Source organism: Sanyastnella coralliicola (assembly GCF_030845195.1).
Taxonomy (GTDB): Bacteria; Bacteroidota; Bacteroidia; order Flavobacteriales_D; family Sanyastnellaceae; genus Sanyastnella; species Sanyastnella coralliicola.
In genome coordinates, this window is the sequence record NZ_CP132543.1 from 2,090,525 (window position 1) to 2,115,946 (window position 25,422).

16 protein-coding genes are annotated in these 25,422 nt (G+C 45.0%); 7 read left to right on the top strand and 9 right to left on the bottom strand.

All coding sequences use genetic code 11. The annotated features are described in order from the left end of the window. Positions 1 to 23: 23 nt before the first annotated feature. A complete protein-coding gene (locus RA156_RS08760) occupies positions 24 to 1,331 on the bottom strand; it encodes a sensor histidine kinase (protein WP_306639494.1) in 1,308 nt (435 codons plus the stop codon). A 100-nt stretch (positions 1,332 to 1,431) separates the two neighbouring features. Here RA156_RS08760 and RA156_RS08765 point away from each other — a divergent pair, with 100 nt between their 5' ends. Beyond that, the gene (locus RA156_RS08765) at positions 1,432 to 2,484 is read left to right on the top strand and encodes an OmpA family protein (protein WP_306639495.1); all 1,053 of its coding nucleotides are present in this window, start codon (positions 1,432 to 1,434) and stop codon (positions 2,482 to 2,484) included. A 25-nt stretch (positions 2,485 to 2,509) separates the two neighbouring features. Here the strand turns inward: RA156_RS08765 and RA156_RS08770 are convergent, their stop codons facing one another. After that, on the bottom strand, positions 2,510 to 7,027 hold the full coding sequence (locus tag RA156_RS08770) for a T9SS type B sorting domain-containing protein (RefSeq protein ID WP_306639496.1): 4,518 nt from the start codon (positions 7,025 to 7,027) through the stop codon (positions 2,510 to 2,512). A 118-nt stretch (positions 7,028 to 7,145) separates the two neighbouring features. On the opposite strand from RA156_RS08770, the gene RA156_RS08775 reads away from it, so the two are divergent. Genes RA156_RS08775 through RA156_RS08785 form a run of 3 tightly spaced genes read left to right on the top strand, consistent with a single transcriptional unit; the run spans position 7,146 to position 11,127 of the window. Further along, positions 7,146 to 8,543: a sensor histidine kinase gene (locus tag RA156_RS08775; protein ID WP_306639497.1), complete on the top strand. Its 1,398-nt coding sequence runs from the start codon at positions 7,146 to 7,148 to the stop codon at positions 8,541 to 8,543. Then, the gene (locus tag RA156_RS08780) at positions 8,543 to 10,195 is read left to right on the top strand and encodes a response regulator (protein ID WP_306639498.1); all 1,653 of its coding nucleotides are present in this window, start codon (positions 8,543 to 8,545) and stop codon (positions 10,193 to 10,195) included. Before RA156_RS08775 ends, RA156_RS08780 begins: the two co-directional genes overlap by 1 nt. After that, positions 10,192 to 11,127: a bestrophin family protein gene (locus tag RA156_RS08785; RefSeq protein ID WP_306639499.1), complete on the top strand. Its 936-nt coding sequence runs from the start codon at positions 10,192 to 10,194 to the stop codon at positions 11,125 to 11,127. Before RA156_RS08780 ends, RA156_RS08785 begins: the two co-directional genes overlap by 4 nt. Before the next feature lie 243 nt (positions 11,128 to 11,370). Here the strand turns inward: RA156_RS08785 and RA156_RS08790 are convergent, their stop codons facing one another. The 3 genes from RA156_RS08790 to RA156_RS08800 are packed head-to-tail and all read right to left on the bottom strand — an operon-like array spanning position 11,371 to position 14,223. Continuing rightward, positions 11,371 to 12,027 (bottom strand): response regulator, encoded by a 657-nt coding sequence (locus RA156_RS08790; protein WP_306639500.1) that lies wholly within the window; start codon positions 12,025 to 12,027, stop codon positions 11,371 to 11,373. Next, positions 12,014 to 13,879 (bottom strand): sensor histidine kinase, encoded by a 1,866-nt coding sequence (locus tag RA156_RS08795; protein WP_306639501.1) that lies wholly within the window; start codon positions 13,877 to 13,879, stop codon positions 12,014 to 12,016. Before RA156_RS08795 ends, RA156_RS08790 begins: the two co-directional genes overlap by 14 nt. Continuing rightward, complete coding sequence (locus RA156_RS08800) at positions 13,879 to 14,223, bottom strand: hypothetical protein (protein ID WP_306639502.1); 345 nt, start codon at positions 14,221 to 14,223, stop codon at positions 13,879 to 13,881. Before RA156_RS08800 ends, RA156_RS08795 begins: the two co-directional genes overlap by 1 nt. 146 nt (positions 14,224 to 14,369) lie before the next feature. Between RA156_RS08800 and RA156_RS08805 the strand changes: the two genes are divergently transcribed. Next, entirely contained in the window at positions 14,370 to 15,548 is a 1,179-nt protein-coding gene (locus RA156_RS08805; protein WP_306639503.1) for an endonuclease I family protein, read from the top strand. Here the strand turns inward: RA156_RS08805 and RA156_RS08810 are convergent. Further along, positions 15,545 to 18,178 carry a T9SS type B sorting domain-containing protein gene (locus RA156_RS08810; protein ID WP_306639504.1) on the bottom strand — a complete coding sequence of 878 codons (2,634 nt, stop codon included), beginning with the start codon at positions 18,176 to 18,178 and terminating at the stop codon, positions 15,545 to 15,547. The two genes, RA156_RS08805 and RA156_RS08810, sit on opposite strands and share 4 nt — an antisense overlap. 142 nt (positions 18,179 to 18,320) lie before the next feature. Between RA156_RS08810 and RA156_RS08815 the strand changes: the two genes are divergently transcribed. Next, entirely contained in the window at positions 18,321 to 19,565 is a 1,245-nt protein-coding gene (locus RA156_RS08815) for an SGNH/GDSL hydrolase family protein (RefSeq protein WP_306639505.1), read from the top strand. Here the strand turns inward: RA156_RS08815 and RA156_RS08820 are convergent, their stop codons facing one another. From RA156_RS08820 to RA156_RS08830, 3 genes are all read right to left on the bottom strand, one after another. Beyond that, a complete protein-coding gene (locus tag RA156_RS08820) occupies positions 19,566 to 20,573 on the bottom strand; it encodes an amidohydrolase family protein (protein WP_306639506.1) in 1,008 nt (335 codons plus the stop codon). A 200-nt stretch (positions 20,574 to 20,773) separates the two neighbouring features. Next, a complete protein-coding gene (locus tag RA156_RS08825) occupies positions 20,774 to 22,396 on the bottom strand; it encodes an ABC transporter substrate-binding protein (RefSeq protein WP_306639507.1) in 1,623 nt (540 codons plus the stop codon). Between the two features lie 21 nt (positions 22,397 to 22,417). Continuing rightward, positions 22,418 to 22,831, bottom strand: a complete 414-nt coding sequence (locus RA156_RS08830; protein WP_306639508.1) for a toxin-antitoxin system YwqK family antitoxin — start codon at positions 22,829 to 22,831, stop codon at positions 22,418 to 22,420. A gap of 164 nt (positions 22,832 to 22,995) precedes the next feature. Here RA156_RS08830 and RA156_RS08835 point away from each other — a divergent pair, with 164 nt between their 5' ends. After that, positions 22,996 to 25,422 carry a TonB-dependent receptor gene (locus tag RA156_RS08835; protein WP_306639509.1) on the top strand — a complete coding sequence of 809 codons (2,427 nt, stop codon included), beginning with the start codon at positions 22,996 to 22,998 and terminating at the stop codon, positions 25,420 to 25,422.

Below are 25,422 nucleotides of genomic sequence, written 5' to 3' on the forward strand. Positions count from 1 at the left end.
GAATCCCCCTAAAGGATGATTTTTCACCCCTCCTTTTGAGGAATGGTGACGATAAAGGTGGTTCCCTCTCCTATTTTTGATTGACAAGAGATCGATCCTTTGTGTTGATCAATGAACTCTTTGACGAGAATTAACCCAAGTCCAATTCCTTTTTCATTGTTCGTCCCAAAGGTTGATTTGGCCTCCAGAGTAAAGAGAGAATCTTGCTTGTCTTGACTCATCCCTTGTCCTTGGTCGTATATGGTCAGAACCCAATGATCGTCCTGAACTACAGATGTAATTCCAATGGATTTTCCCTCTGACGTGAACTTCAGTGCATTGTGCAATAGGTTACGCACCACTATCACCATAAGGTCAGGGTCACAAATAACTTGTTGATCGTCTGGAATATCTGATTCGAATACCACCCCTTTCTTCGTACAGAGGTCTTCTATCAAGGCCAAGGTGCCTTCGAATTCCTCATCTATTTGCACTTGCTTCGAATAGAATCGGTGGCCATGTATTTGTCCCTTCGACCAAGTCAAAAGATGGTCAAGCATTGACGAAGATGACTTGGTGAGATTCAATAACTCGCCTCTCATGCGCGCGTCTTCCTCGGGATCTAGGTCGTCTTTCTCCAGTACTTCAAGGTATCCCTCAATAGATATGAGTGGATTTCGAATGTCGTGTGAAATGATGGAAAAGAGTCGGTTCAATTCTTGGTTCGAAGCCTCTAGCTCTTCCTGACTCTTTTCGAGTGCTTCTTTTTGACTTCTGAGTGTGTCATTCTGAACCCTCATATCACTGCGTATCCGATAGAAGATAGCCAGAACAATCAGTAAGGTCCAAGCATAGCTGAAGTAAATGTCGATGTACTTATCTGCCCTGCTCTCATAAGGAACTACATTCGGCCCGAGGCCATGGAAGTCACAGTATATGATTACTCCGAAAAGGGAAATCATTATTAGACTGAATCCCCAGGCTAATTTCACGGGAGAAATAGCGAAGAAGAAGATCAGAATGATGAAAGTCGTGATGAGTGTCGGTCCGTCAAGTCCAGCGTTGAAATAGTAGTTGATTCCGAGGATGACTGCACAGAATGAAACGAATATCCCCCATCCTGCAATGAACTTGCGGTAGACTCTAGACAGAATGTAACAGAAGAAAAGCAGAACGAATACGGCTGCCATTGTATAGACCAGCTCTTCTAGGCCTAGGATGATATTCTGCGTGGTTCCCAGAATCATCGCCAGCGTAGCCGCCAGACATACCATGTGAAACGTTCGTTCAGAACCGGAGAATTCCTCTCTTGTACCGATGAGCGTTTGCCATATTTTCTTACCCCAACTCATTAATTAGCTCGAAAAGATATGGAACATTCCAAAGAGCAAAAACTTAGAAGTGACTCTAGGTTATTCTCTCCGTCACAAGGGTGAAATCAAAATAACTAACATGAAAAAGATCATCCTTTTTGTTCTAGCCATTTTAGCATGCATGTGCATGTTCTCCCAAAATCAAGTACGAGACTTTTCCATTTCGGTTCTAGGCGGTGTTAAAGAATATGCCGGCGAGTACGGAAATGAATTCTACCAGTTCGACCGAGATCACGTTGCATTTGGCTTAAGCTTAGCAGGTTACATCGATGAATCATGGGACGTTATGGGTATGATCAGCTATGGTCAAATTTCTAATGGAAATGACACTTCTTACTTCTCAAACCGCCTGTTCAACTTGAGCCTGTTGGCTAAATACAAGTTTGCCAATGGATACATTCTTAAACAAGATGCCCGCGTTGCTCCTTACCTATTTGCTGGTATTGGAGATGCTATCATGCGTGCCGAACATTACACTGATGAGTTTGACATGGCCTTCAATTTCCCAGCAGGAGTTGGGCTTGATATACACCTAAATGATTGGATGGCACTCAATGTCCAAAGTACTTACCACTACACTATCAAAGACAACCTCGACAATCTTGACCTTGGGGGTCAGTTGAATTGGCATGATCAGTTCATGTTCCATAGTATCGGTTTGAAATTTTCGCTAGCGCGGAATGATAAAGACCGCGACGGGGTAAAGAATGCAGTGGATTTATGTCCTCAAGTTCCTGGATTGATCGCCAATGATGGTTGTCCGGATGTATCTGCTGGAGACAAGGAAGTGATGCGCCGTGCCATGGAAGGACTTTTCTTCGAAACTGGCAGTGCTGTGATCAAATCTGAGTCTTACAACGTGCTAGATAAGGTAGCCGAGATCATGGCGATTCACCCAGAGTACGCTTTGAGTATTGAAGGACATACGGACAATACCGGATCAGATGAAGTGAACCAGCGTTTATCTACTGAGCGCGCAAGTGCTGCACGTGCCTACCTCATCGAAAAGGGTGTTGATGAAGGTCGCATCTATGCTACTGGATATGGATCTACACGACCAAAAGTGAGTAATGATACTGACGAAGGAAGAGCCACCAATCGAAGGGTGGAATTCAGACTTCGCATGAAGTAATCTTCAAGGGGCTTCGGCCCCTTTTTTAATACCTCACCATGACGTCTCCATGCGATTTACCTACAACAGCCTGCCCAATCCAGTAATAGGTTCCTTCACTTACAAAGTCTCCGTCATCATCACGGCCATCCCATCTTAGATTGTTCCCTGTCAGATGACGAACTACATGTCCCCAACGGTTGTAGATCTTAATGGTGTGGAAGTCTAGTGGATGCAATCCAAAGTCGATGTAGTCATTTGTTCCATCAGCATTTGGGGTAATGATGTTGAAATAGTCATCACCACAATCTGTTTCAACGATGTAGATTTCTTCTGTTCGAGCGCAGTAAGGTGCATTGGTGATCGTAATTGAAAGCGGACCGGTTTCTTGGACGATGATTTCAGTTTCAGTTTCACCTGTACTCCATTCATAGCTCTCAAAACCTTCAGGTACGCTGGCATACAACAATGCAGCATAACACGTAAGTGAAGAATCGTTCAAAGAAAACTCCGGATACTCCCCAACATACAACTCCGTGTTGTAGAAACTAAATGAACAAGCGGCTCCTGAAACAGCGAGGCTATACACTCCTGAATCTGTCGTCTCCACTCCATTTATGACCAAAGGGTTTCCGTAGACCGTGCCTTCTGGAGTTTGCCATACGTATTCAGTGGCTTCAATTGGGGTGGAAAGAATGTACTCCTCCCCTTCACAAAGCGCTACGGGAGCATCATCGATGTATTGAATACTACTCTCGAAAATCTGTATTGTTTCCGGTGCACTAGTGGCACTGCAGTATGGATCACTCAAATACAATGTATAGGTCCCAGCATCCTCGGATCCAGCTTCGTCAATGAATAAGTCTGCTTGATTCACCGCCCCTGTCGGCGTATCCCAAGTGTATGTGATATAGTCGATTTCATCGATATCTATATTGATGCTACCGCCTACACACAAGGAGTCGGGCAAGTCAAAATCTGGTAAGATATTAGCTTCAGAAACTCCTACTTCAATAAACAGTGGCTCACTTGTGCAGCTTCCGTCAGAACTGAAAACAAAGTAAGATTGCTCTTCTGTCACGTTCGTAAGGTTCAACGTTTCCAATGATGAGATTATAGGCCACCCATTATCGTTTTCACTCCAAAAGACATCATAGGCCGAATTGGCTATGAGGTCATAATCTTCGCCGTAACACACCACAACGTTCTGCATGTTCGGCGCCGGGAGTGAGTCTTCTACAATTTGAATTGAATCATGTGCTGTGCAACCAAATTGATCTATAACATCGAGATAAAACCATCCTCCTTCGGTGACTTCGATAATTGGAGCGCTCGTATTGAAAGGTGACCATAACAACTGTTCACCTACTATATTGGCTTCGAGGTAAGTTGTATCCAAAGGACATAGTATTGCTGATTCCGTAATGATATCAGCTTCCGCTTCCGCGAGAGCGACATTAATCTCCAGCTCATTTATGATACCACACCCCGTAACTTCTACGGTATAGGTTCCTGCATCGAAAATCTCATGACTGAGTGCGTCATCAAAGAAAGGAGCGCCCCAAGAGACTTCTTCGGGAAAATTTGTTTGAATATCGACTACCACTGAGGCTTCCGTGCAGATGTCTTCTCCAGCATCCGAAACAAGAATTGGGGTCGTGTATTCACTTACTTCAATCAAATTCGATTCTTGAACACATTCGGTATTCGATTCTCGGATACAATAGTAGTAGCCGGGGGTAGTCACCCAAACCGTTTGATCAGTACTGATTTCGTTATTGAATGGACCAATCCACGAATAGGCCAAACCTGGTGGACAAATCAACTGCACACTGTCGCCTGGACAGACGATTCCATTCTCAGGATTCATGTAGACCGTTGGGGCGGGTTCGATGCTCACGCTAAAATTATATTGGCTTTGCTCTGAACAGCCATCACTAGACACTGATTCACCGATGACCCATCCTGATAATGCATCCAAGGCAATGATGGTGCTATCATTAAGTACAGTGTGTTCTCCGAAAATTGTTGGGTTATAGGTGTCAGCTCCAGAGAAATGAATCAACGTGCTTGATCCAGGACAAAGTAATGGGTCATCTATCTCAACTTCTAAATCAAGTTCAGGTAAAGCCAGCTGACCTATGTAGATTGAATTATATAGTTGTAGAAAGAAAGCAGAGTCTGAGCCACACAGATTCTCCCATACATCTACTGGGTCAGCATAAAACTCATAGAAACCTGGCTCAAGAATATCAAACTCGAAAGTCCAGAACCCATCAAAGTCCATTATGACTTCTCCGTCCTTCTTAACTTGATATTCCGCATATTCCAAATAATCTTCGTTCTGAAGGTAAAGTGATGGATAAGGCTCAATAATAATATCGATGTCATCAGGAAGACAGAGAAATAGTGAATCTGAACTCACAAGGGTTCCGTTTGAATAGATATTGAGTTCTGAAGGGTTGCCCAACAGTTCTAAATTAAGGTCGAAGTCTACATATACATAGTTGCTCTCAGTACATCCAAACTCATTAATTGCCGTGACCCAATATTCACCCGTTTGTGTTGCCACGGTCCCATATTCGTATGGAATACCGTCCAACCACTCGATTTCGCAGTTTAAGCAAGTATCTGACCATAGGTAGACCGGCTGTTCACAGACATTTATTTCTTCAGTAAACTCCTGTTCAATATTAATGTAGAGACTGTCGCTAATTAATGGGTCTGGAGGTGTAGGATTGACCAATAAATAGATAGAATCTGTCATACTATAACATCCATCAAATCGGTTTAATTCAAGCCAGTACCACCCTTCACTAGATGCAAACCCAATATCGTCATTGATAAAGAAGAAATTGGAGGACCAGTTGAATTCAAAAGAAGGTCCAAAAATTCCCTCTGGTCCCATTTCATGGAAATATTCAATGATTGCGAGCTGATCATCACAAATGGCAATCGTATCGGGACATTCAGGCTCAAGCCAGGAACCCAAGCAGTGTTCGTTGATGACTAGTTCACACCCATCTCCTTCTCTTGTGAAATAATCAAGTAAAGGAGCAGAGGAATTAAAACATGAAGAAATAAATATCTCTCTCGTTCCATCCGCGGAACCTGTCTGTTCAACGCTTAAAAATTCGTCGTAAAAAGTATTATCGCAATACTCTGGAGTATCGTTGTCTGTCAACCCAGATTGAACCTCGCCAAAGGTATTCTCAACGTAGTCAATGTAGTCTGCTCCTGTTGGAACGTGAAAGTACTTCTGAAAACCTCCTCCGATAATGAGTTCATTGGCAAAGTGCATTGACGCTGCCATACATAACGTTTCTCCGGGTGACGCAAAGTGACGTTGCCAAAGATGATCTCCTTCAGGAGACACCGCCATGGCGAAAACATCTCGATACCCCATACTGTAAAACGCTGATTCGCCCAGTTGATCACTGAGTTCAGTAAAGCTACAAGTGAAGTTTCCAACGAGATATATCTCTCCGTTCGGACCAGTGGCCATTCCTTGACCAGTGACTTCATTGAGACTTGAAAGATTATTAATCCATAGATGATCTCCATTGAGATCCCACTTGGAAACGAAAACATGGTTCCCCTCTTCAAAAGGAATCGTTGTTGTTCCGGAATCGATAATCACCAATTGACCTAAGTAATCTCCACCAACAGCCAAGAATCCATCAGAGGTCATTTCAATCTCATAAGGAATGGTCAAGTTGGCGGCCATCATACTGATCCAATCCTCGTTACCATCAGCATCTAACTTCACAACCATGCCCACATTGAACGTATCGTTCGGGTGATACTGATCTATGGTCAAATTACTGCTGAATTGTCCAGTCATGTATACGTTGCCATCATCGTCGCAGACAACATCGAGGCATCTGTTGTCTTCATCACTGGAAACGTTTTGAACCCATTGCCATTCCCCGTCAGGGTCAATTTTAGCCACGAAGCCATCTACAGAATAGCTATCGGTACCTCCATAGAATTCGCTGATTAGCTGATCATCCCCAAAGAGCGCCTCTCCTCGGTAGAAACCGCTGACGAAGGCATTGCCTTCGTAGTCTACAGCTATACCTGTAGGAATGTCATTTCCTATTCCCCCAGCTTGGCGGACCCACAATGGTACACCGGCAGCATCAAGTTTGAGGACGAAAATATCCAAGGAATCACCATCTGCGGTGAGTTGATCTATTCCAAAGTCTACTGTTCCAGAAAAGAATCCTGTACACAAGACCTCACCGTTTCCTGTAGCCGTAACGGCGATGCCTCGATCGGGACCATTGCCGCCAAAGGATTGAGTCCATTGAGCAAAACCTCCGGTACTCAATTTAGAAACGAAAATGTCACTCACTCCGGAGCTCACGTGAGACTCTCCCCAAAAATCAGAGGTAGAATTGAAATAGCCAGTGGCCACGATACTGCTATTTCCGGACTCATCAATATCTAGGATTTCTTCGCTGCTTCCTCCTCCGGCTGATCGAAGCCAGACTGTTTGGGATATTCCGCTAAGGCAGCAGAACACAAGCAAGCAAAGCAAGGGCAGTTTAAGGCAATTCAAGGTTCGGCGTTTTAGGTACTTAAATATAGCGAAACCAGTGGAATAACTCAGATTTCACAAAGGCTAACATTTCGTTCGTGTTCGTCCAACTTTTTTTCTCAACTTTTGTCTTCCCATTATGACACCTATAACCTTAGATGACCTTCGAAAATTCAAGGAATTTGACGAGGTGCCTGACGATCAGTTGAACTGGCTTATTGAAGTTGGGGAAGTGATCGAACTCGAACCCAATGAATTTATCTTCCGACGCGGTCAGGCCTCAGATCATATGACGCTGATTCTTTCTGGAAAAATTGACGTCTACGGGTATCCCAACGAAAGTAAAAAGTACTTCGGCAGTTTTGAAGAAAACTCGATTACCGGTCTTCTTCCATATAGCCGCCTAACTCATGCCAACGGAGATGGAATGGCTGTTAAGCCTACCCGTGTCTTTTCAGTCCATCGAGACCAGCTCCAAGCAATGATTCAAAACCACTATGAGCTGACTGCATCCCTTGTTCACCACATGACTTCTCGGGTGCGGGAGTTTTCTCAATCGCGTATGCAGAATGAAAAACTGATGGCATTGGGTAAAATCAGTGCTGGTTTAGCGCATGAATTGAACAACCCGGCCTCAGCCATAGTGCGAAGTTCGCAAGCGTTGAAATCACACTTGAAGCAAGTTCCTGAAGGATTCAAGCAGGTGATGGAAATTGACGTCACTCCTGAAATTACCGATGAAGTGAGCAAACTGCTTTTCACTAAGGTGGAAGCAAAGCCGGAAGAACGATTGAGTCTACGCGACCGAAATCGCTTAGAAGATGAAATCGCAGATTGGCTTGAAGACCATGGTGTTGAAGATGGATTCGAAAGCGCCGAGAACTTCGTGGAATACAGATTCACCGTTGACGATTTTGAAGAGGTTGCAGAAGTAGTGAAAGACAAAGACTTACCTGCAGTCATCAATTGGATGAACCAGAATCTTACTACTGATCGTATGGTTGATGAAATTGAGCAAGCCTCTGAACGTATTGCTGGCATTATCAAATCGGTGAAATCCTATTCATACATGGACCGTGACCAAGACCTTCAGCCTGTGGATGTCAGTGAAGGAATTGAAAGCACTGTTACCATGCTGAATCACAAGATCAAGAAAGGTGGACACGAAATCGAAATTGACCTTGGGGATAACGTACCAAAGGTCAAAGGACTGCCGGGTGAATTGAATCAGGTTTGGACCAACATCATTGATAATGCGATTGATGCCATGAAGGACAAGCCAGGTCGGGTGCGTATCGTATCCTTCCAAACAGAAGGTATGCTGAGCATCTGTATCGAAGACAATGGACCTGGAATTCCAGAGGATGTAAAAACACGCATCTTTGAACCATTCTTCACCACAAAAGCCATGGGTGAAGGAACCGGGCTAGGTCTTGATGTGGTGATGAAGATCATCAAAAAGCACGGCGGTGAGATCGTTGTAAACAGCCAGCCTGGGCGAACTAGATTTGAAGTTAGACTCCCAATCATGAACTAATGGAGAAGCCAATCATTTTCGCGATCGATGACGACCCGCAGGTACTTCGTGCGGTGGTTCGTGATCTTCGCTCTCGATATAGAAAAGAATACCGCATCATTAGCACAGATTCTGCCAATGAAGCGCTGGAGGAATTGGTCGACCTCAAAAACAAGGGGGAGGAAGTTGCCCTCTTCTTGAGTGACCAGAAGATGCCTGAAATGCTCGGTGTTGAGTTCCTCGAAAAAGCCAGAGAGATTTTCCCAAAATCACGTCGCGTGCTTTTGACGGCATATAGCGATACTGACGCTGCGATTAAAGCCATCAACGATGTTCAACTGGATTACTACTTGCTTAAGCCTTGGGATCCACCCGAAGAAAGACTCTATCCGGTAATCGATGACCTACTCGGAGACTGGCTTTCACAGTATCGTCCTAACTTCAAAGGACTTCGTGTGATTGGGTATCAGTTCTCGCCTCTCTCCCACCAAATCAAAGACTTCCTTTCAGCGAATCTATTCCCTTATGAATGGATTGATTACGAAGCCAATGAAAAGGCCACTGAGTTCATGGAGGCGAATAAACTCACTGCCAAGGATCTTCCAATTGTAGTTAAAGAAGAGGGTGAAGTACTGGTTGCTCCAGACTTAAACGCTATCGCGGAAAGTCTTGGTTTGCACCCTAATCCGGATTCTGACACTTACGATGTCGCGATCATTGGTGCTGGTCCTGCAGGATTAGCCGCGGCAGTCTATGGTGGTTCGGAAGGACTGAAAACCGTGCTTATTGAAAAGAAGGCTCCGGGCGGACAAGCAGGAACCTCATCACGTATTGAGAATTATCTAGGATTCCCTTCAGGCCTCAGCGGAAAAGACCTTGCGCGTCGTGCGATTACGCAGGCAACGCGTTTTGGAATTGAGTTCTTGAGTCCACAAGAGGTTTCTGAAATTGAAATCAAAGACCAATACAAGATTCTGCATCTGAAGAGTGGAGTTTCCATCAATGCACGCTCAGTCGTGATCACTACAGGTGTAAACTACAGAGAGCTTCAAGCCCCAGGTATCAGCGACTTTACAGGAGCTGGAATCTACTACGGTGCTGCTACCACAGAAGCTGCTAATTGCAAGAATGGTGATGTTTACATTGTCGGTGGAGGTAACTCAGCCGGACAAGGTGCGATGTACTTGAGTCAGTTTGCACGGAAGGTGCACATTTTGATTCGTAAGGATGACCTTTCTAGTTCGATGTCTCAGTATTTGATCGACCAGATTGACGGTACTCCGAACATCGAAGTGATGGGACGAACACAGATTGTTTCCGCGCACGGTGATGGAAGACTTCAAGAATTGGTCATCAATCACGATGGCAACGAAGAGAAACGTGAAGCTCGCGCCTTATTCATTTTTATCGGGGCCAAGCCATACACAGAATGGGTTCCTTCGATGGTGAGTCGCGACCAAAGAGGATTTGTAAAGACAGGTAGAGACCTCAATGTCACCGAACCTTCTCAGGCTTGGAGCATTGAGCGAGATCCTTACCTTTTGGAGACGAATGTTCCGGGTGTGTTTGCTGCAGGTGATGTTCGTTCAGGGGCAATGAACCGCGTAGCATCAGCAGTTGGCGAAGGTACAATGGCCATTTCATTCGTCCATAAATACCTAGGAGAATCATGATCGTATATAAGAGTAACAAGAACTGGTTTGGAGATATCCGTCATCTAGCGAAAAGCTGGACGATGGTGAAAGTAGGAAGAGCCAGTCTGATGGTTGCCGCCTACACGTTGGCAGTAGCAGCTTTTCACATTGAAATTATTCCGGAGGCTTCGATGTCTTCAGCAGCTTCGGTGTTTACCTTTCTCGGGGTTGTCTTGAGTATCCTTTTGGTATTCCGTACCAATACGGCTTATGATCGCTGGTGGGAAGGACGTAAACAATGGGGTGCATTGGTGAATAATTGCCGTAACATGGCCCTATACGCTCACAACATGTTGCCTGCGGAAGATCTGGAAACTCGACGCTACCTCGCGAAACATATTTCCAATTTCTGTTTCGCCTTCGTTGAGCACCTTCGTGATGGAACTAAGTTGGAGAACCTCATCGAACTTTCGGAAGATGAAATCCTGCACTACAAGCATTATGATCACATTCCGAATCGCATCGCCTCTCAGATTTGGAGAGTCTTGCAGGAGAAATACCGCGCAGGAGAGATTACAGACATGGATGTGCTGAATATTCGTCCAACACACCAGTCGTTACTTGACATCCTTGGTGCTTGTGAACGTATCAAGAAGACCCCTATCCCTTTCTCTTATGCGATCTTCATGAAGATTTTCATCACGGCCTACGCACTACTTCTTCCATTCGCTTTGGTGAAAGACATGGAATACTGGAGCGTGCTTGCAGTGACTTTCGTCTTCTTCGCTTTCATCGGAATTGAAATGATGGGAGAAGAAATTGAAGACCCGTTCGGACTAGACTGCAATGACCTTCCAACCGGCACCATTGCATCTGCCATCAGTGGGAATGTATATGAGATCTTGGGCCTCACTGAACGAAGCGAACAGGCCATCAAGAAGGAACAAGAACTTTACGAGAAGATTTTCTAAACTCCTTGTTAATCAGCTTTAGGAAGCTTCGAAGAAGAGGGAGATTGCTCTTTCTTTTTTGAAGCTTCTTCATTTTTAGACACCAAGCTTCCGAGCAAAGACCCAGGCTTGGTCACAAATTCTGATTCGGATGATTTCGATGGGATGTTAGACATGAGTTAAATGTCGAGTTAAGCAATAAACAAAAGGTTACTTAATGACTAGCTTATGTTTAAGACGGATGTCCTGAACTTAAGTCACAAATCAATCGATAAGATCATGTTCCATCGCATAACGCACTAATCCCGCTACATTACGCACCCCTAATTTTGTTAGGATGTTCTTGCGGTGTGATTTGATGGTACTCACCTGAACATCAAGAGAGTTCGCGATTTCTTCTGTTGTTTTTTCCTCGCAGATCAACTGAATCACCTCCAACTCACGGTTCGAAATTTCGATGACCTGTGTCGGTGCTTGCCCCTCCCCTCTGAATCCAATAAGATTCTGAGCCACTTTACCGCTGAGGTAGAAATCACCTGCCATGATGGTCTCGATGGCCTTTTTGAAGTCAGTCTTCCCAGTGTTCTTGAGCAAGTAACCGTTAGCTCCTTCATCCATCGCTGTACGTATGTAGGTAGGCTCTTCATGCATGGTAAGCATCAAGGTCTTTACATCGGGTTTGCTCTGTTTCACCGCGCGAAGAATATCAAACCCATCGGGTTCGTTCCTGCGCTCTTCATTTCCCATACGGATGTCTAAGATCAACACATCAAACGAAGTATTCTCAACGCTCTCTAAGGCTGAGTCTACGGTATTCGCGGATCCGGCGATTTCAATTTCTTTATCGCTTTCGAACATGGCTGAGATACCATCAATGATCATTGAATGATCATCAACGATGAATAGTCTAGTTTTCGGCATGGACAGGGATGTTTTCAGTTATTGGAATTCGAATGTTACTCTGGGTTCCTTTGCCTGGTTCTGAAACCATGTTAAAGCTTCCAGATAGCGCATTCACTCGTCCTTGAATATTCTTTAGCCCAACCCCTGAAAGGTTGGCATTCGTTTCGTTTGACAGTCCGATACCATCGTCTTTGACCTGTAGAAGGATCTCTTTGGACTGCTTTTGCACCTTGATCTTTAGCTTACTAGCGAATGAGTGCTTAATCGCATTCGAAATCAGTTCTTGTGCAATGCGGTAGAGATTGACTTCTTGCATGGCGCTGAGCCTTCCGTCCATTCCGATGGATGTGAAGGACACTTCAAGATCAGTGGTGGTATCAATACGCTCAGCCAACTCCTTGATTGCTGGTATCAATCCGAATTTTGAAAGCGTACCACTTACTAGATTGTGAGAGATTTTACGTACTTCACTAGCAGCTTCATCTAAGATCTCAGAAACATTATCGATCTGTTCATTTTGACCATCCTTAGCAGCACTGACTTGCATTCGAGCTGTTGCAAGCAATGACCCGATGTTATCATGCAAATCTTGACCAATACGTTTACGCTCTGTTTCTTGTCCTTCGAGCATCGCGTTCACAGCTACTAGTTCTTGTTGACGCATTAGTTCACTCATTTGGCGTTCCTGAGCAAGCGTCTTCGTTCGTTGTTTGTTACGGTAAACTAAGAAGATAACAACGCCTGCTAGGAGTAAAACGAGCAAAATCAGCAACACTCCCACCGCCATTTGAGTTTCCCTTTCGCTTTCAAGTAATTGGCGATTCGTTTCTGCTACGTCATATTTCGCTTGAATTTCTTCGATCTCAACATTAGCGTTGATTGTCTGCTCAGCAAGATTCAATTCACTAAGACGACGGAAATAATCTAGTGCTTGCTCGTACAGACCTAAGTCTTCACTTAGGTTCGCCAGATTCTTGAGTACGATTTTCTGAGAGGTTAGATCCTTCAAATTCTGTAGCAACGAGTCACTTGACTGTAGCATTTCCAATGCAGATTCTGAGCCTGATAATTCCCCGTAGGCCTTTCCTGTTAAGCTAGCAATCACTCCCATTTGACCTTGCTCATCTAACTCCATCACAATCTCTTTTGCTGTTTCAAGCATCAACAACATCTTGAGATATTCGTCTTTTTGATGGAAGGCTAGACTACTGAGGATATATGTATTAGCTAGCTCTGAAGTGTCATTAGCTAAACGGAATTCGTCTGCAGCTAGGCTGGAATATTTGAGCGTAGAGTCAGAATTGAAAAGCACTTTGTGACGGATCGCCTCGGCCAAGTAAATGTGTCCTCTAAAACCAGGATATCTGAACCCATCAATTCCGTTGATGATTGCTTTGAATTCTGCTTCTTGATCTGCTGCAATTCTCTCTCCATCAGAGAAGCTCACTGAAGAATAAACTTCCTGGGCTCGACCGACTTGATTGAATGCCATGACTGCGCGAAGCATCTGATTCACTTCGACAAGGTCTTGTTCAGGAATTTCGTCTGCCTTTTCGTTCACCAATTTTTGCGCTTCTTCCACGGCTGAAATACTCTCAAGAGTGGAACCAGTATAGCGGTGAACCTTCGCAATCATAGATGTTGCAAAGACAAATTTGAATGGATCAAAAGGGTTGAGTGCTCGTTTTCTCGCTTCTAGCGCATACATGTAACTGCTGTCAGCATCGTTACTCAACATGCGTTTTGCCAAGATCAATTGGCAATCAAAATCGCATTCTTGATTTGAAACAAGGTGTTCCTGACCAGACACTTGTATTGATAGAAGTGCGGTCAGGAACAATAAAATCAGATGTGTCTTCGCAGACCTCATTAGAGACGAATCTTTTCGTCTTTCTTGTCTTTTTCTTCTGTTGTCACTCCACCGCCACCAGACTCGGCACCAATGGTCATTACGCTTAGCCAAACATCGCTGGTGTTATCGGCGATTACCGTTTTTCCCGGAATGATTTCATCCGCTTGGAAAGTGTGCATAGCAGCCCCACCGGTTGTTTCAGCAAAATGCGCTACAAAGACGTGAACGTCTTTACCATTGTTGTCTTTATGTGTTTTTAAATATCCTGCTTTTGCAAGCTTCAGGTTCCCTCCATCACAATCGACTAGGATTTTGAGAGGTCCGCCATTCGTAGCGGAAAAAGTAATATCATATGCGGCCATATCTGATAAGTTTTGTGTTAATGCAATATTCGGGAATCTGAAGGCTGAAGGCATCCCCCTTTAGGGGGAGAAGATAGTCAATTATGAAAGGGAATTTCATGCATCTTTGTAAACCGGTTGCACTGTACTAACTAACCAGACTGAGAATGAGAAGCTTACTATTTACCATCACATTAGTCCTTTTGGGTCTGACCTCCCTCGCTCAACCCAATCCTCCAGCTGGCACGTATTTGCAAGACCTTCGCACCTGGCTGAAGTCGAATTGGTATGATGGTTATTTCTCTGACCTTGGATACAACGGTGCACGTGAGCAGATGTACGGTTTTGTCGACGCCAATAATGGAATGACAGAATGCGTTTACACGGGCTTTCAGCAGGCCGCTGAGTTTGTGACCTTCCCTAACCCTATCAACGCCGAACACCTTGTTCCTCAAAGTTTCTTCGGCAGTGCATCACCTATGCGTAGTGATTTACACAACCTCAGACCTGCGCATGGTAGCGCCAACTCTGCTCGCGCCAATTACCCTTTCGGTGAGGTGCCAGATGCCAATGCTTTTTGGTATGGTGTGACTATCAACGGTGATTATTTCTCCACTACCGTGGAACCGGGTAATTCTGATGAATTCAGTGAAAGAGAAGGTTCGCTTTGGGAGCCAAGAGAAGAATACAAAGGCGACATTGCGCGTGAGCTCTTCTACTTCTACACTATGTATCCTACACAGGCAGGTGATATTTCATTGGTAGCTGATATTAACGTCTTGTATCAATGGCATCTTGATGATCCCGCTAGCGCGGAAGAAATGACTCGCAATAATCGCGCTGAAACAGTTCAAGGCAATCGCAACCCCTACATTGACTTTACAGACTTAGTTTACAACGCTTGGTTTTGGGTGGAGGTGCTCGGATGTACTGATCCTGAGGCTAGCAACTACGACATAAATGCAAATACAGACGATGGTTCTTGTGAGTACATTGTCGTAGTTCCTGGTTGTATTTATGAAGCCGCAGCCAATTATAACCCACTAGCGACCGTAGACGACGGATCTTGTGTTTTCGACCCAGGAGTATTGGGCTGCACCTACCCTTCTGCTGAAAATTATGACCCAACGGCCACAGTTGATGACGGTAGCTGTACTTATGACCAAGGAATTCCCGGTTGTACTTACGCAGACGCAGACAACTACGACATGAATGCCACGCTAGATGACGGTTCGTGTATCTTCATCAACTCGGTCAGTTGCGAAGCGGATGTCAACGGTGATAACATCGTCAATGCCACTGACCTCTTAATTGTCTTGGGAGGATTCGGAGCTCCTTGTAATTAATTGAGCACGATGGTGACATCTCCTGTATGTACTTCTCCGTCGCTTCTTCTCAGAACGAAATAGTAAGTGCCTGGACTCACTTCCTCTGCCCTCCAGTTGTTTTGATAATTGTCTGACTGGAAGACCAGCACACCCCATCTATTTCTCACTTCTAATGAAGATCCTGGGAAGAACTCAAGGTTCTCAAAACGCAAGAAGTCGTTGATCCCATCTCCATTCGGAGAGAAGATGTTTGGAATGATAATGGAACAAGGAGCTAATTCAGCTACTTCTTGGTGCGTATCTCCACACAATCCATCGAGCGTATAGGTGACTGTGAGTTCACCAGACCCAGCAGCTAGAAGATCAACCACTCCTGACTCTTCGTCAATACAGGTCATACAAGTAGCAGACCACTCACCTCCCTCATCTTGTACGTCCGGTACAAATTCCTGTAGATCCAGACAGAGATAATCTGGCATGCTGAAATAGGCATTCAGCCTCGGCAAGACCGTGATTGTTGAGTTGTCTGAATCACTGCAGTAGCCGTCGACACTATGAGAAATATTGAAAGTACCCGGTCCGCTCACCGTAGGGTCAAAGTCTCCCAGGGGAGTAATGCAATCGCCACAATCAGCGCCCCAAACACCGTTCGGATTATTTGCACTTAATCCCACAACCTCTCCATCTTCACATAGTTCTGGCGTGGTATTAATCGTAGCATCAACTTCTGGCAACAGTTCGATATATCCAAAGGCTTCTACTGCGCAGTTGTCATCAGGCAAGAAAGTGACCGTCCAGAAACCAGGACCAGCATCTGGACCAGAGAATACTCCATTCTCATCGATACAATCGCCACAGTCTGCACTCCATGTTCCTGATTGTTCGAACCCTTCACCAAAGTCAATCACTATAGTTTCGCAATCAGGCAGATCATAGAACACTCCAAGGTCGAGTGTTTCTTCTATGACAATCTCGTATTCCGCGCTAGCGAAACAATTGACACCAGCTGCATAAGAAATAGTATAGGTACCAGGTGTCAAACCTTGCGGATTGAACACTCCATTCTCATCGATACAATCACCACAATCAGCCTCGAAAACTCCCCCTTCAATATTCGGCAGAATGGCCACCGGATCACTGAATACACATAAGAATTCTGGACCTTCCAACGCAATTAATGGTGGGTCTTCAACTACGACCTCCGTGCTATCGACCACAGGGCCACAAGCGCCTTCAACCGTGTATGTGATGGTATATGTACCCACTTCCACGCTAGTGATATCAAAAAGACCATTCTCATCTAAACAATCATCGCAATTTGAACCCCAAACGCCCGTTGAATCTACCGCTTCTAACTGATAGAGTTCATCATACGAACATAAAATGGGCGCAGGCATAAGGCCAGGATCAATATCATCAAAGAGCACCTCGACGAAAGTTGAATCAATGAGGAAAGCCTCTATGGGCTCAGGCTCTTCTTCGTCAATAGGTATGAAATCATCTACGCAGAAGTTGGCAGTGCCGAAACTACCGCTTGGCACCGTAGCAGTGGCGATGATTCCGTCTTCTCCGGAGATAGTGAAGTTCGCACCGTTCCAGCCATCTCCAAAGGAGTCAAACATGTTCAAGGTGTAGCAACCATTCGGAAGACAGGCCGTTTGATTGTAAGGAGCTCCACCCGAAAGTACCGTCACCCCATTCTCATTCACCAAATCCCAATCTACCTCAGTTGGCCAAGTACCGCTGCTGACATTGATAGCGTAATTCGCGCAATCATCTCCAGCAAGGGGTGCAGCGCAAAAGTCATAGTTCAAAGCTGCGACATAAGTAGTAGCAGAGTCTGGACATACTGATAATGAATCGCCCGTAGCAATTTCAATTCCGTCTTCATACCATGTTACAGATCCGGTAGCATCGCCATCCGGTACGAAGCGCCAAGCCTCATTAAAGGCCGTCCAATTACCTGTGTTACGTCCAGGAGGAGTGTAAGCTACATTCGAAGCATCATTCTGAATACCTATGAGAGTGCTTCCACTGTTCCACCCACAGGCATTTTTCTCCACGATGTAAACCTCGATAACATTCGTTGACTCATACAAAACAAGCTGAGAGCTACTTTGAAGTGAAGTGCATGAGAACATACAGATGTCGTCAAAACTTACCACGAAGGTTCGACATGGTTGTTCACCATAGATTTCCCAACGAACGCTTCCACAGGTCGCTGGGTTGATGTCATGGAACGGACAGAATATCGCGTTGTTCGGGAGTGCAGCGCTTGGTGCTTGAGCAGTGAACGACCATGGACATCCCCCATCTGCGTCACCTAAATCAAAGGTGACGATACCGTTCGAGCCTATGACGATACTGCTGTAAGCATTATCGAAAAAGCAGAATGAAAAGCCCATTGGAATCGCTGGAGACCAGATATCATCAGTGGTACTGACCACAACATTACCTTGGTTCAGTGGATAAGGAGGCGTTGCATCGTCTATTGCTTCCACAACATATTCACTGGTATTGAATAGTTGAGGGAAACTTGTGGTGAGCGTTATACACGAATCACAAGAAACTTCAAGGCTATCTGGGAGATCAAAATTGAGTACTTCAAGGCATTCAATCTGGGCATTTAGCGAGGCAGAGAGGGCCATCACTAAGGAAAGTAACAGGGCTTTGGTCTTCATTTTAGATAAGGAGTGGACCTTCAAGATACGTCTAATTCTCAAAGGAATAGCTTGGCCTGTGCAACCATTTAGTTGATTCAACTATCATTGTAACTGTAATAACTGACCTGTGAGATATCTATTCCTTTTTGCTGCAACACTTCTTTGCTTTCAATCATCAGCAGAGACTAAAAGAGCTCTTTTCATTGGAAATAGCTACACCTACTACAATACGATGGCTCAAACCGTGGCAGACATTGCCGAGAGTATGGGCGATGAGTTAATCTGGGAAGAAAGCACCTTTGGAGGATATACCCTCGAATCACATTCAACGAACAATTCTACTCTTTCGAAAATCGAAGAAGGCGGCTGGGACTTCGTGATTATGCAAGAACAGAGTCAACTACCAAGTTTCCCTGACTTTCAAGTTGAAGGAAGCTTCTACCCTTTTGTTGAGTCGCTTGTTGATCATATTCATCAGTACAATACCTGCGCAGTTCCGATGCTCTTCATGACTTGGGGACGCGAAGAAGGTGACGCACAAAACTGTCCGAATTGGCCTCCAGTATGCACCTACGAAGGAATGCAAGAGCTCTTGACTGAACGTTACCTCAATGCATGTGATCAAAACGCAGCTTTCTGCGCCCCTGTGGGTGTCATTTGGGAAGACCTTTTTACCAATACTGACATTTCATTGTATGCTGGCGACGGTTCTCACCCTTCCGCAGAAGGAAGCTTTGTAGTCGCATCCACTATGTATGTAGCCATGTTCGGAAACAATCCTATGGACAGCGATTATGCTGGTTCCATTGATGCTTCTGACGCCGCCTCTATCGACGAAGCTGTTTGGAATGCATGGCAAAATAACCCTAACGTTTGGAGACAGTATGAGCAAACCGAAGTTGGGTACACCATCATTGACAACGGAAACAACGAGTTCACCATTCATGTCGACCTCACTCCTTTTGTGAATAGCGTTGTAATTGAGATTGCAGGAGAGCAATCAACATTAGCTGATGGTGGTGAGCTAATTATCAGCATTACGCAAGACACGCCATTTACGATTACCCCTAACACGGAATGTCCTGAGGTCATTGTCATTGAAGACATTCTAGTGTACGACGGTGGTGTGGGTGTTGAAGAGCAATCAGAGAGCCTTGTGCGTATCTATCCAAATCCAGCTCAAGACTTTATTCAAGTTGTTCGAGCAGACCAAAAATCGATTCAATACGAAATTGTAGATCTCACCGGAAAAGTGGTGAAGAGTGGTGTATTGCAAGAAAGTCCTCTTGAGTTGTCTATGCTCGCCGAAGGGAGCTATGTGCTCGTTATTGATGAAGGAACACAAACGATTCCGTTTATGATTCAGCGTTGATTAGAGGAAGTCTTCCTTCTTCATATTCAACCACCCCAAAGCAGAATTGCAGAAGATATCTTCTACGACTTGCTCGGAAAGATCCATCTCAGTGATGAATTTACCGATCTCAAGGTCACCCAATGGGAATGGATAGTCAGTTCCGAGACTTACCTTATCTGAACCTACCATATCAAGAACGTAGTTCAGCATTTTATCATCGTGGGTAATGCTGTCTACCCAAAACTTTCCAAGGTATTCTCTTGGGTTAATTGGGTTATCAATAGCCACGAGGTCAGGACGACAGTTATATCCGTGTTCTACCCTCCCAATTGTTGCTAAGAATGATCCACTAGCGTGGGAAAAGTTGAATCGGAGATTTGGAAGACGCTCAAGAACACCGCTAAAAATCAAAGAACAAATTGCTCTCGACGTTTCCGCTGGCATCCCTACGAGCCATGGTAGCCAGTACTTCTCCATTTCCGGTTTTCCCATCATGTTCCAAGGGTGAATCATGATCGCCATATCAAGATCTTGACATGCTTCAAAGATGGGGTAGAAACGGTCTTCACTCAGGTTCTTCCCTTCGATATTACTACCGATTTGGATTCCCTTTAGTCCGATGTTCTTCGCACGTTCCAACTCTTCGATGGCGAGGTCAGCATCTTGCATCGGAATGGTCGCCAAGCCCACGTAATTCTTCGGATACTTCGCCACCAAGTCAGCGATATCATCATTCAAGAACTTAGATACCTCCAAGCAATGGTGTGGCTGAGCCCAGTATGAAAACATCACCGGAATGGTGCAAACCACTTGAACCTGGGTATCAAACTTCTCATAGTCCTGAATCCGCAAATCCGGGTCCCAACAGTTTGACTCAATCTCTCTAAAGAATCGATCCCCCTGCATCATTCGAGCAAAACCTTCACGGTGGTGCTCTAAGTGAATGAAATCTCCGTACCCAAATTTCTCTGCCCATCGAGGCAAGTGTTTCGGGATGATATGGGTGTGCATGTCGATCTTCAGCATGACGCGAATGTAATTAATCGAAATCTATAACTCGAGAATCGATAATCGATAAACGATAAACGATAATCTATAACCCGTTTCTATGATCGACAACAATGAACTAAATACCAAGAACCAAGAACTAAATACCAAGAACCAAGAACTAAGAACCAAGAACTAAGAACTAAGAACTGTAGACTAAAAACTAATCCCTAATCATGCTATTCCTCTTCCTTCTTCGTACGTTTCAAATCCAGCATATTCACGGGATTGGTCTCGAAGTGGGTTACATCCTGGCGAATGAAGTGAGATACCTGGTCATAAAAAAGGGGGATGACTGGGGATGCATCCATGACTAGCGAGTCCATTTGACGGTAAAGTTGGCGGCGAGTAAGATCGTCAGTAGTTGATACCGCGCGTTCATAGAGAGAATCGAATTCAGCGCTGCTGTAGTGTGTATAGTTCGGACCTCCAGGAGTGAAATTCTTTGTGTGGAAGAGGGCTAAGAAGTTTTCCGCGCTAGCGTAATCAGCTAACCAAGACTTACGGAACATCATGGCTTGAGAACGTGCTACTTTCTCACGATGCGCTGAACCAGCTAAGACATCGATCTCAACTTGAATGCCAATTTTCGACCATTGGAACTGGAGGAATTCGCAGAGGTCAACATAGTCGCCAGTGGTGCTGATAGCAACCGGAGGAATCCCTTGACCTTCAGGGAAACCAGCTTCTGCTAGCAACGCTTTTGCCTTTTCTACATCGTAATTCACTCCATATTCAGCCGATGGATCAAAGGCTGGGAGTCCTTTGGGAACAAATCCATGTCCGGCTTCGAACACACTGTTATTGCGGAGGTACCGCACCATCGAAGCCCGATCAACGGCATAGTTCAATGCCTGTCGTACCCGCTTATCTTTGAACGGATGATTCTGGGCCGTCAGGATAGAATCATCAGACAGAATCCCGATGTAGTCAGTTTTGATGAAAGGTGTTCGTTGAAATCTGATTTGGTCAAAGCCATCGTTCAACTCACCGTTCGTACTGAGCAACTCGTCTTTGTATGCCGGGTGCAAGCCTGACATGAAATCGAACTGACCTTGGAGCAAGCCTAGGTATTCAGCACTCATGTCTCGCACAAAAGAAATCTTCACCGCATCGAGGTATGGAAGTGTTTCTCCTGATGAATCTCTCTCCCAAAAATCATCAAACTTGTGAAACACCAACGCTACATCTTCCATCCAAAAAGCGAATTTGAACGGTCCCGTTCCTGTAGGGTTTGAGCGAAAATCAGCACCATAGTGCGTGACCACTTCCTTCGGAACGATATTGGCGAACTGAGTTGTCAGCATCCCTAAGAATGGAGGGAAGGGCTGATCGAGGTGAAGGACAATGGTACGTTCATCAATGACTTCAATCGCCGCCGAATCACGTAGCGGATCAAAAATCCACTTTCCTGGTGAAGCTAGCTCGGGATCTAGAATGCGTTCGAAACTAAATGCGACATCTTCTGCATTGACCGTTCTATTTAAGCTATCGCGGAATAGTGGTGAAGGATGAAACTTCACGTCGTCACGTAAGAAGAAGGTGTAGGTTTTTCCGCTATCAGTAATGTCCCAAGATTCAGCGATTAGCGGACGAATTTGAAGGGTGCTATCGAGTTCAACTAAACCATCAAAGAGCTGATTGACTGCCCACATATTCTCTAGGTTTCTGGCAAATGCGGGATCTAATGAAGTAATGCCGTTCGACTCGTTGTAACGAAATACAGTTTTCCCTGTGCGCGTGTCTTCAGATTGACAGGCACATAAAGCGATGATAAAAAGGAAAAGAAAATTCCGCAGCATAGCTGCGAAGATAGAGAAGCCTTACTGCTTCATCACGTTCCTGATCAGATTTGCAGATTCAGGGTCGTAAAAACGATCGGCCTTTCTGGTTCCCCCAGTAGTGTATCGCTCCCAAGAGCCCACTTTCACACCGTATTCGTATTTCCCTTTGGATTCAATCTGACCGCTTGGATAGTAGAACACAAATTCACCGTGTTCCATGAATTTCCCTTCGAGGAAGACATAAATACCTTCACACTTCACCCAGCCATCAGCACTCGTAATACGTGCTGAATAGGTGTCATTACCCAATTCGGTCAACTCGCGAACAAAAGATGCTTGACGCTTCTTTGTTTCTTTCATTTGGGAATCAAGGTAGTTAACATCTTGACTTTGAGCAGAGAAGCCTACTCCCATCAAGAATAACGTACCAACCCATGTCATTACTCTTTTCATCTCAGGGCATTCGTTAGCACCCTCGTTTACGCGAAAAGCGCCTGAAGGTTACCAATCTTAGAAGAGAAATTCACGGTGAATTATCAATGCCTTAAAACATCATAAAAGCATTGTCTGTTTTGCTATTTGCAAGAGGTCTTATCAGTACCTTTGCACACATCAAGATGACGCAATCAACAACGGCAATTAAAGGACTGATTTTCGTCCTTTTCATTCTGATTACTTCCTCCCTTTTTAGTCAAGAGAAAGTGACCCTCAGTGGATACGTTACAGACGTCACAACGGGTGAGACTATTCTTGGAGCCAATGTGATCATCCAAGAGCTACAAACAGGAGTTCCGACCAATATTTACGGATTCTATTCCCTTTCTGTTCCTGCGGGAGATTACGAGGTATCATACAGTTTCATCGGTTACGAGACATTGACCAAATCGCTTTCGTTATCCGATGACTTAGCATTGAATGTCGAGCTCAAACCTAAGAGCATCCAAACAGATGAAGCGGTGGTGGTAGGCGAACGTTCGTCAAATACCGAAAGCACCGATTTAGGGCGCGTCGATCTTGAAGTCGCGGCTATTAAAAGACTTCCAGCGCTTCTTGGTGAAGTGGATGTCTTGAAGACGATTCAATATTTACCAGGTGTTTCCTCAGCAGGAGAAGGGAATTCCGGATTCTATGTACGCGGCGGCGGGCCTGATCAAAACCTGATCCTTCTTGACAACGCGACGATCTACAATGCTTCACACCTTTTTGGTTTCTTCTCGGTCTTCAATGCCGACGCTATCAAGAATGTTGAGTTGATCAAAGGAGGAATGCCCGCATCTTATGGAGGTCGAATCTCCTCTGTGCTTGATATTTCATTGAAAGAAGGGAACAGCAAAGAATTTGAAGTCGATGGTGGAATTGGACTGATTAGCTCGCGCTTGACGCTTCAAGGTCCCATTATCAAAGACAAGATGAGCTTCATCGTAAGCGCTCGACGAACTTATATCGATGTCCTCTTAGAGCCTTTCGTCAACCCCGAATCTGATTTCGCGGGATCGGGCTATTTCTTCTATGACCTCAATGCGAAAATCAACTACACCATCTCCGACAAAGACCGTCTTTTCTTGAGCGGATACTTTGGTCGTGATGTTTTTGGCTTCCAAAACGATCAAGCCGGTTTTGGAGCTGACATTCCGTGGGGAAATTCTATGGGTAGTCTTCGCTGGAATCACTTGTTTAGCGACAAGCTTTTCATGAACACCAACGTGACTTATTCAGACTATCGTTTCGAATTTAAAGGTTCACAGGAAGACTTCAACTTCAGCCTGAAATCGGGTATTCAAGACTGGAGCGTCAAAAACCAATTGAGTTGGTACCCGAATCCACGTCATCAAGTGAAAGGTGGTTTCGATTACGTTTACCACGTCTTCTCCCCTAGCCAAGCTACTGCTAGCTCAGGAGACACCGAATTCGATCTCGGAGGAGAAATGCAAAACTTCTCACACGAAGTGGGTGTGTATCTTCAAGATGAATTTGACTTGACGTCTGATCTCCGACTTAACTTTGGACTGCGCTACAGCTACTTCGCCCATGTAGGTCCGTTCACGCGTTACATCGAATCTGAACAAGATAACTTCGATCAGGTTGAACCTAACCAAACGGTGGAATACGACAAGGGAGAACTCGTTAAAGACTACGGCGGACTAGAACCTCGAATCAGCATGCGTTACCGCATCAATGAGCGTTCTTCGGTAAAAGCAGGGTTTAGCCAGAACTACCAGTACGTTCACCTGGCGAACCTCTCTCCAACATCGCTCCCTACCGATGTCTGGCTTCCAAGTACTGATGTGGTACGCCCTCAATTCGGTCGACAATACAATCTTGGATACTTCCGAAATTTCTTGAACAACAACTACGAAGCCTCGGTGGAGTTGTACTACAAAGACATGGAAAACCTGGTTGAATATGAAGAAGGTGCTCAACCAGAAAACAACCTCAACAACAACACGGATAACCAATTGGTCTTCGGAAATGGTTATTCCTATGGAGCTGAATTCTTCTTCAAAAAGACCTACGGCAAGCTCAACGGTTGGGTAGGATATACTTGGAGCCGCACGATGCGCCAATTTGATGACCTCAACGCCGGCAGGGAATACCCATCACGTTTCGATCGTCGACATGACCTCAGTGTGGTGATGGGATACACGTTGAATGAGAAGTGGGAGTTCGGGTTCACCTTTGTGTATGGAACTGGGAATTCGATATCACTTCCGACAGAGCGTTACTTCTTTGAAGGACGATTTGTTGACGTTTACGATGAACGAAATAACATCCGAATGGCACCATACCATCGGGCAGATATTGCCGCTACATGGTACCCTCGCTTCCGTGAAGCGCGTAAAAAGCGCATTACAGAGAAAGGTCTGGAGCCAAAGATCGAGAGCAGTTGGACCTTCTCCATCTATAATTTGTATAACCGATTGAACCCTTACTTTTACTACGTCGGAGTTGAGGGAGATCTGGCCGAAGGAAACGTAGAGCCAAAGGCTTATCAAGTGAGCCTCTTCCCTATTCTTCCTTCCGTAACGTGGAATTTCCGCTTTTAA

Coding starts and splice junctions, on each gene's coding strand:
- RA156_RS08760 (WP_306639494.1), bottom strand. CDS start 1,331: ATGAGTTGGGGTAAGAAAATATGGCAAACGCTCATCGGTACAAGAGAG.
- RA156_RS08765 (WP_306639495.1), top strand. CDS start 1,432: ATGAAAAAGATCATCCTTTTTGTTCTAGCCATTTTAGCATGCATGTGC.
- RA156_RS08775 (WP_306639497.1), top strand. CDS start 7,146: ATGACACCTATAACCTTAGATGACCTTCGAAAATTCAAGGAATTTGAC.
- RA156_RS08780 (WP_306639498.1), top strand. CDS start 8,543: ATGGAGAAGCCAATCATTTTCGCGATCGATGACGACCCGCAGGTACTT.
- RA156_RS08785 (WP_306639499.1), top strand. CDS start 10,192: ATGATCGTATATAAGAGTAACAAGAACTGGTTTGGAGATATCCGTCAT.
- RA156_RS08790 (WP_306639500.1), bottom strand. CDS start 12,027: ATGCCGAAAACTAGACTATTCATCGTTGATGATCATTCAATGATCATT.
- RA156_RS08795 (WP_306639501.1), bottom strand. CDS start 13,879: ATGAGGTCTGCGAAGACACATCTGATTTTATTGTTCCTGACCGCACTT.
- RA156_RS08800 (WP_306639502.1), bottom strand. CDS start 14,223: ATGGCCGCATATGATATTACTTTTTCCGCTACGAATGGCGGACCTCTC.
- RA156_RS08805 (WP_306639503.1), top strand. CDS start 14,370: ATGAGAAGCTTACTATTTACCATCACATTAGTCCTTTTGGGTCTGACC.
- RA156_RS08810 (WP_306639504.1), bottom strand. CDS start 18,178: ATGGCCCTCTCTGCCTCGCTAAATGCCCAGATTGAATGCCTTGAAGTA.
- RA156_RS08820 (WP_306639506.1), bottom strand. CDS start 20,573: ATGCTGAAGATCGACATGCACACCCATATCATCCCGAAACACTTGCCT.
- RA156_RS08825 (WP_306639507.1), bottom strand. CDS start 22,396: ATGCTGCGGAATTTTCTTTTCCTTTTTATCATCGCTTTATGTGCCTGT.
- RA156_RS08830 (WP_306639508.1), bottom strand. CDS start 22,831: ATGAAAAGAGTAATGACATGGGTTGGTACGTTATTCTTGATGGGAGTA.
- RA156_RS08835 (WP_306639509.1), top strand. CDS start 22,996: ATGACGCAATCAACAACGGCAATTAAAGGACTGATTTTCGTCCTTTTC.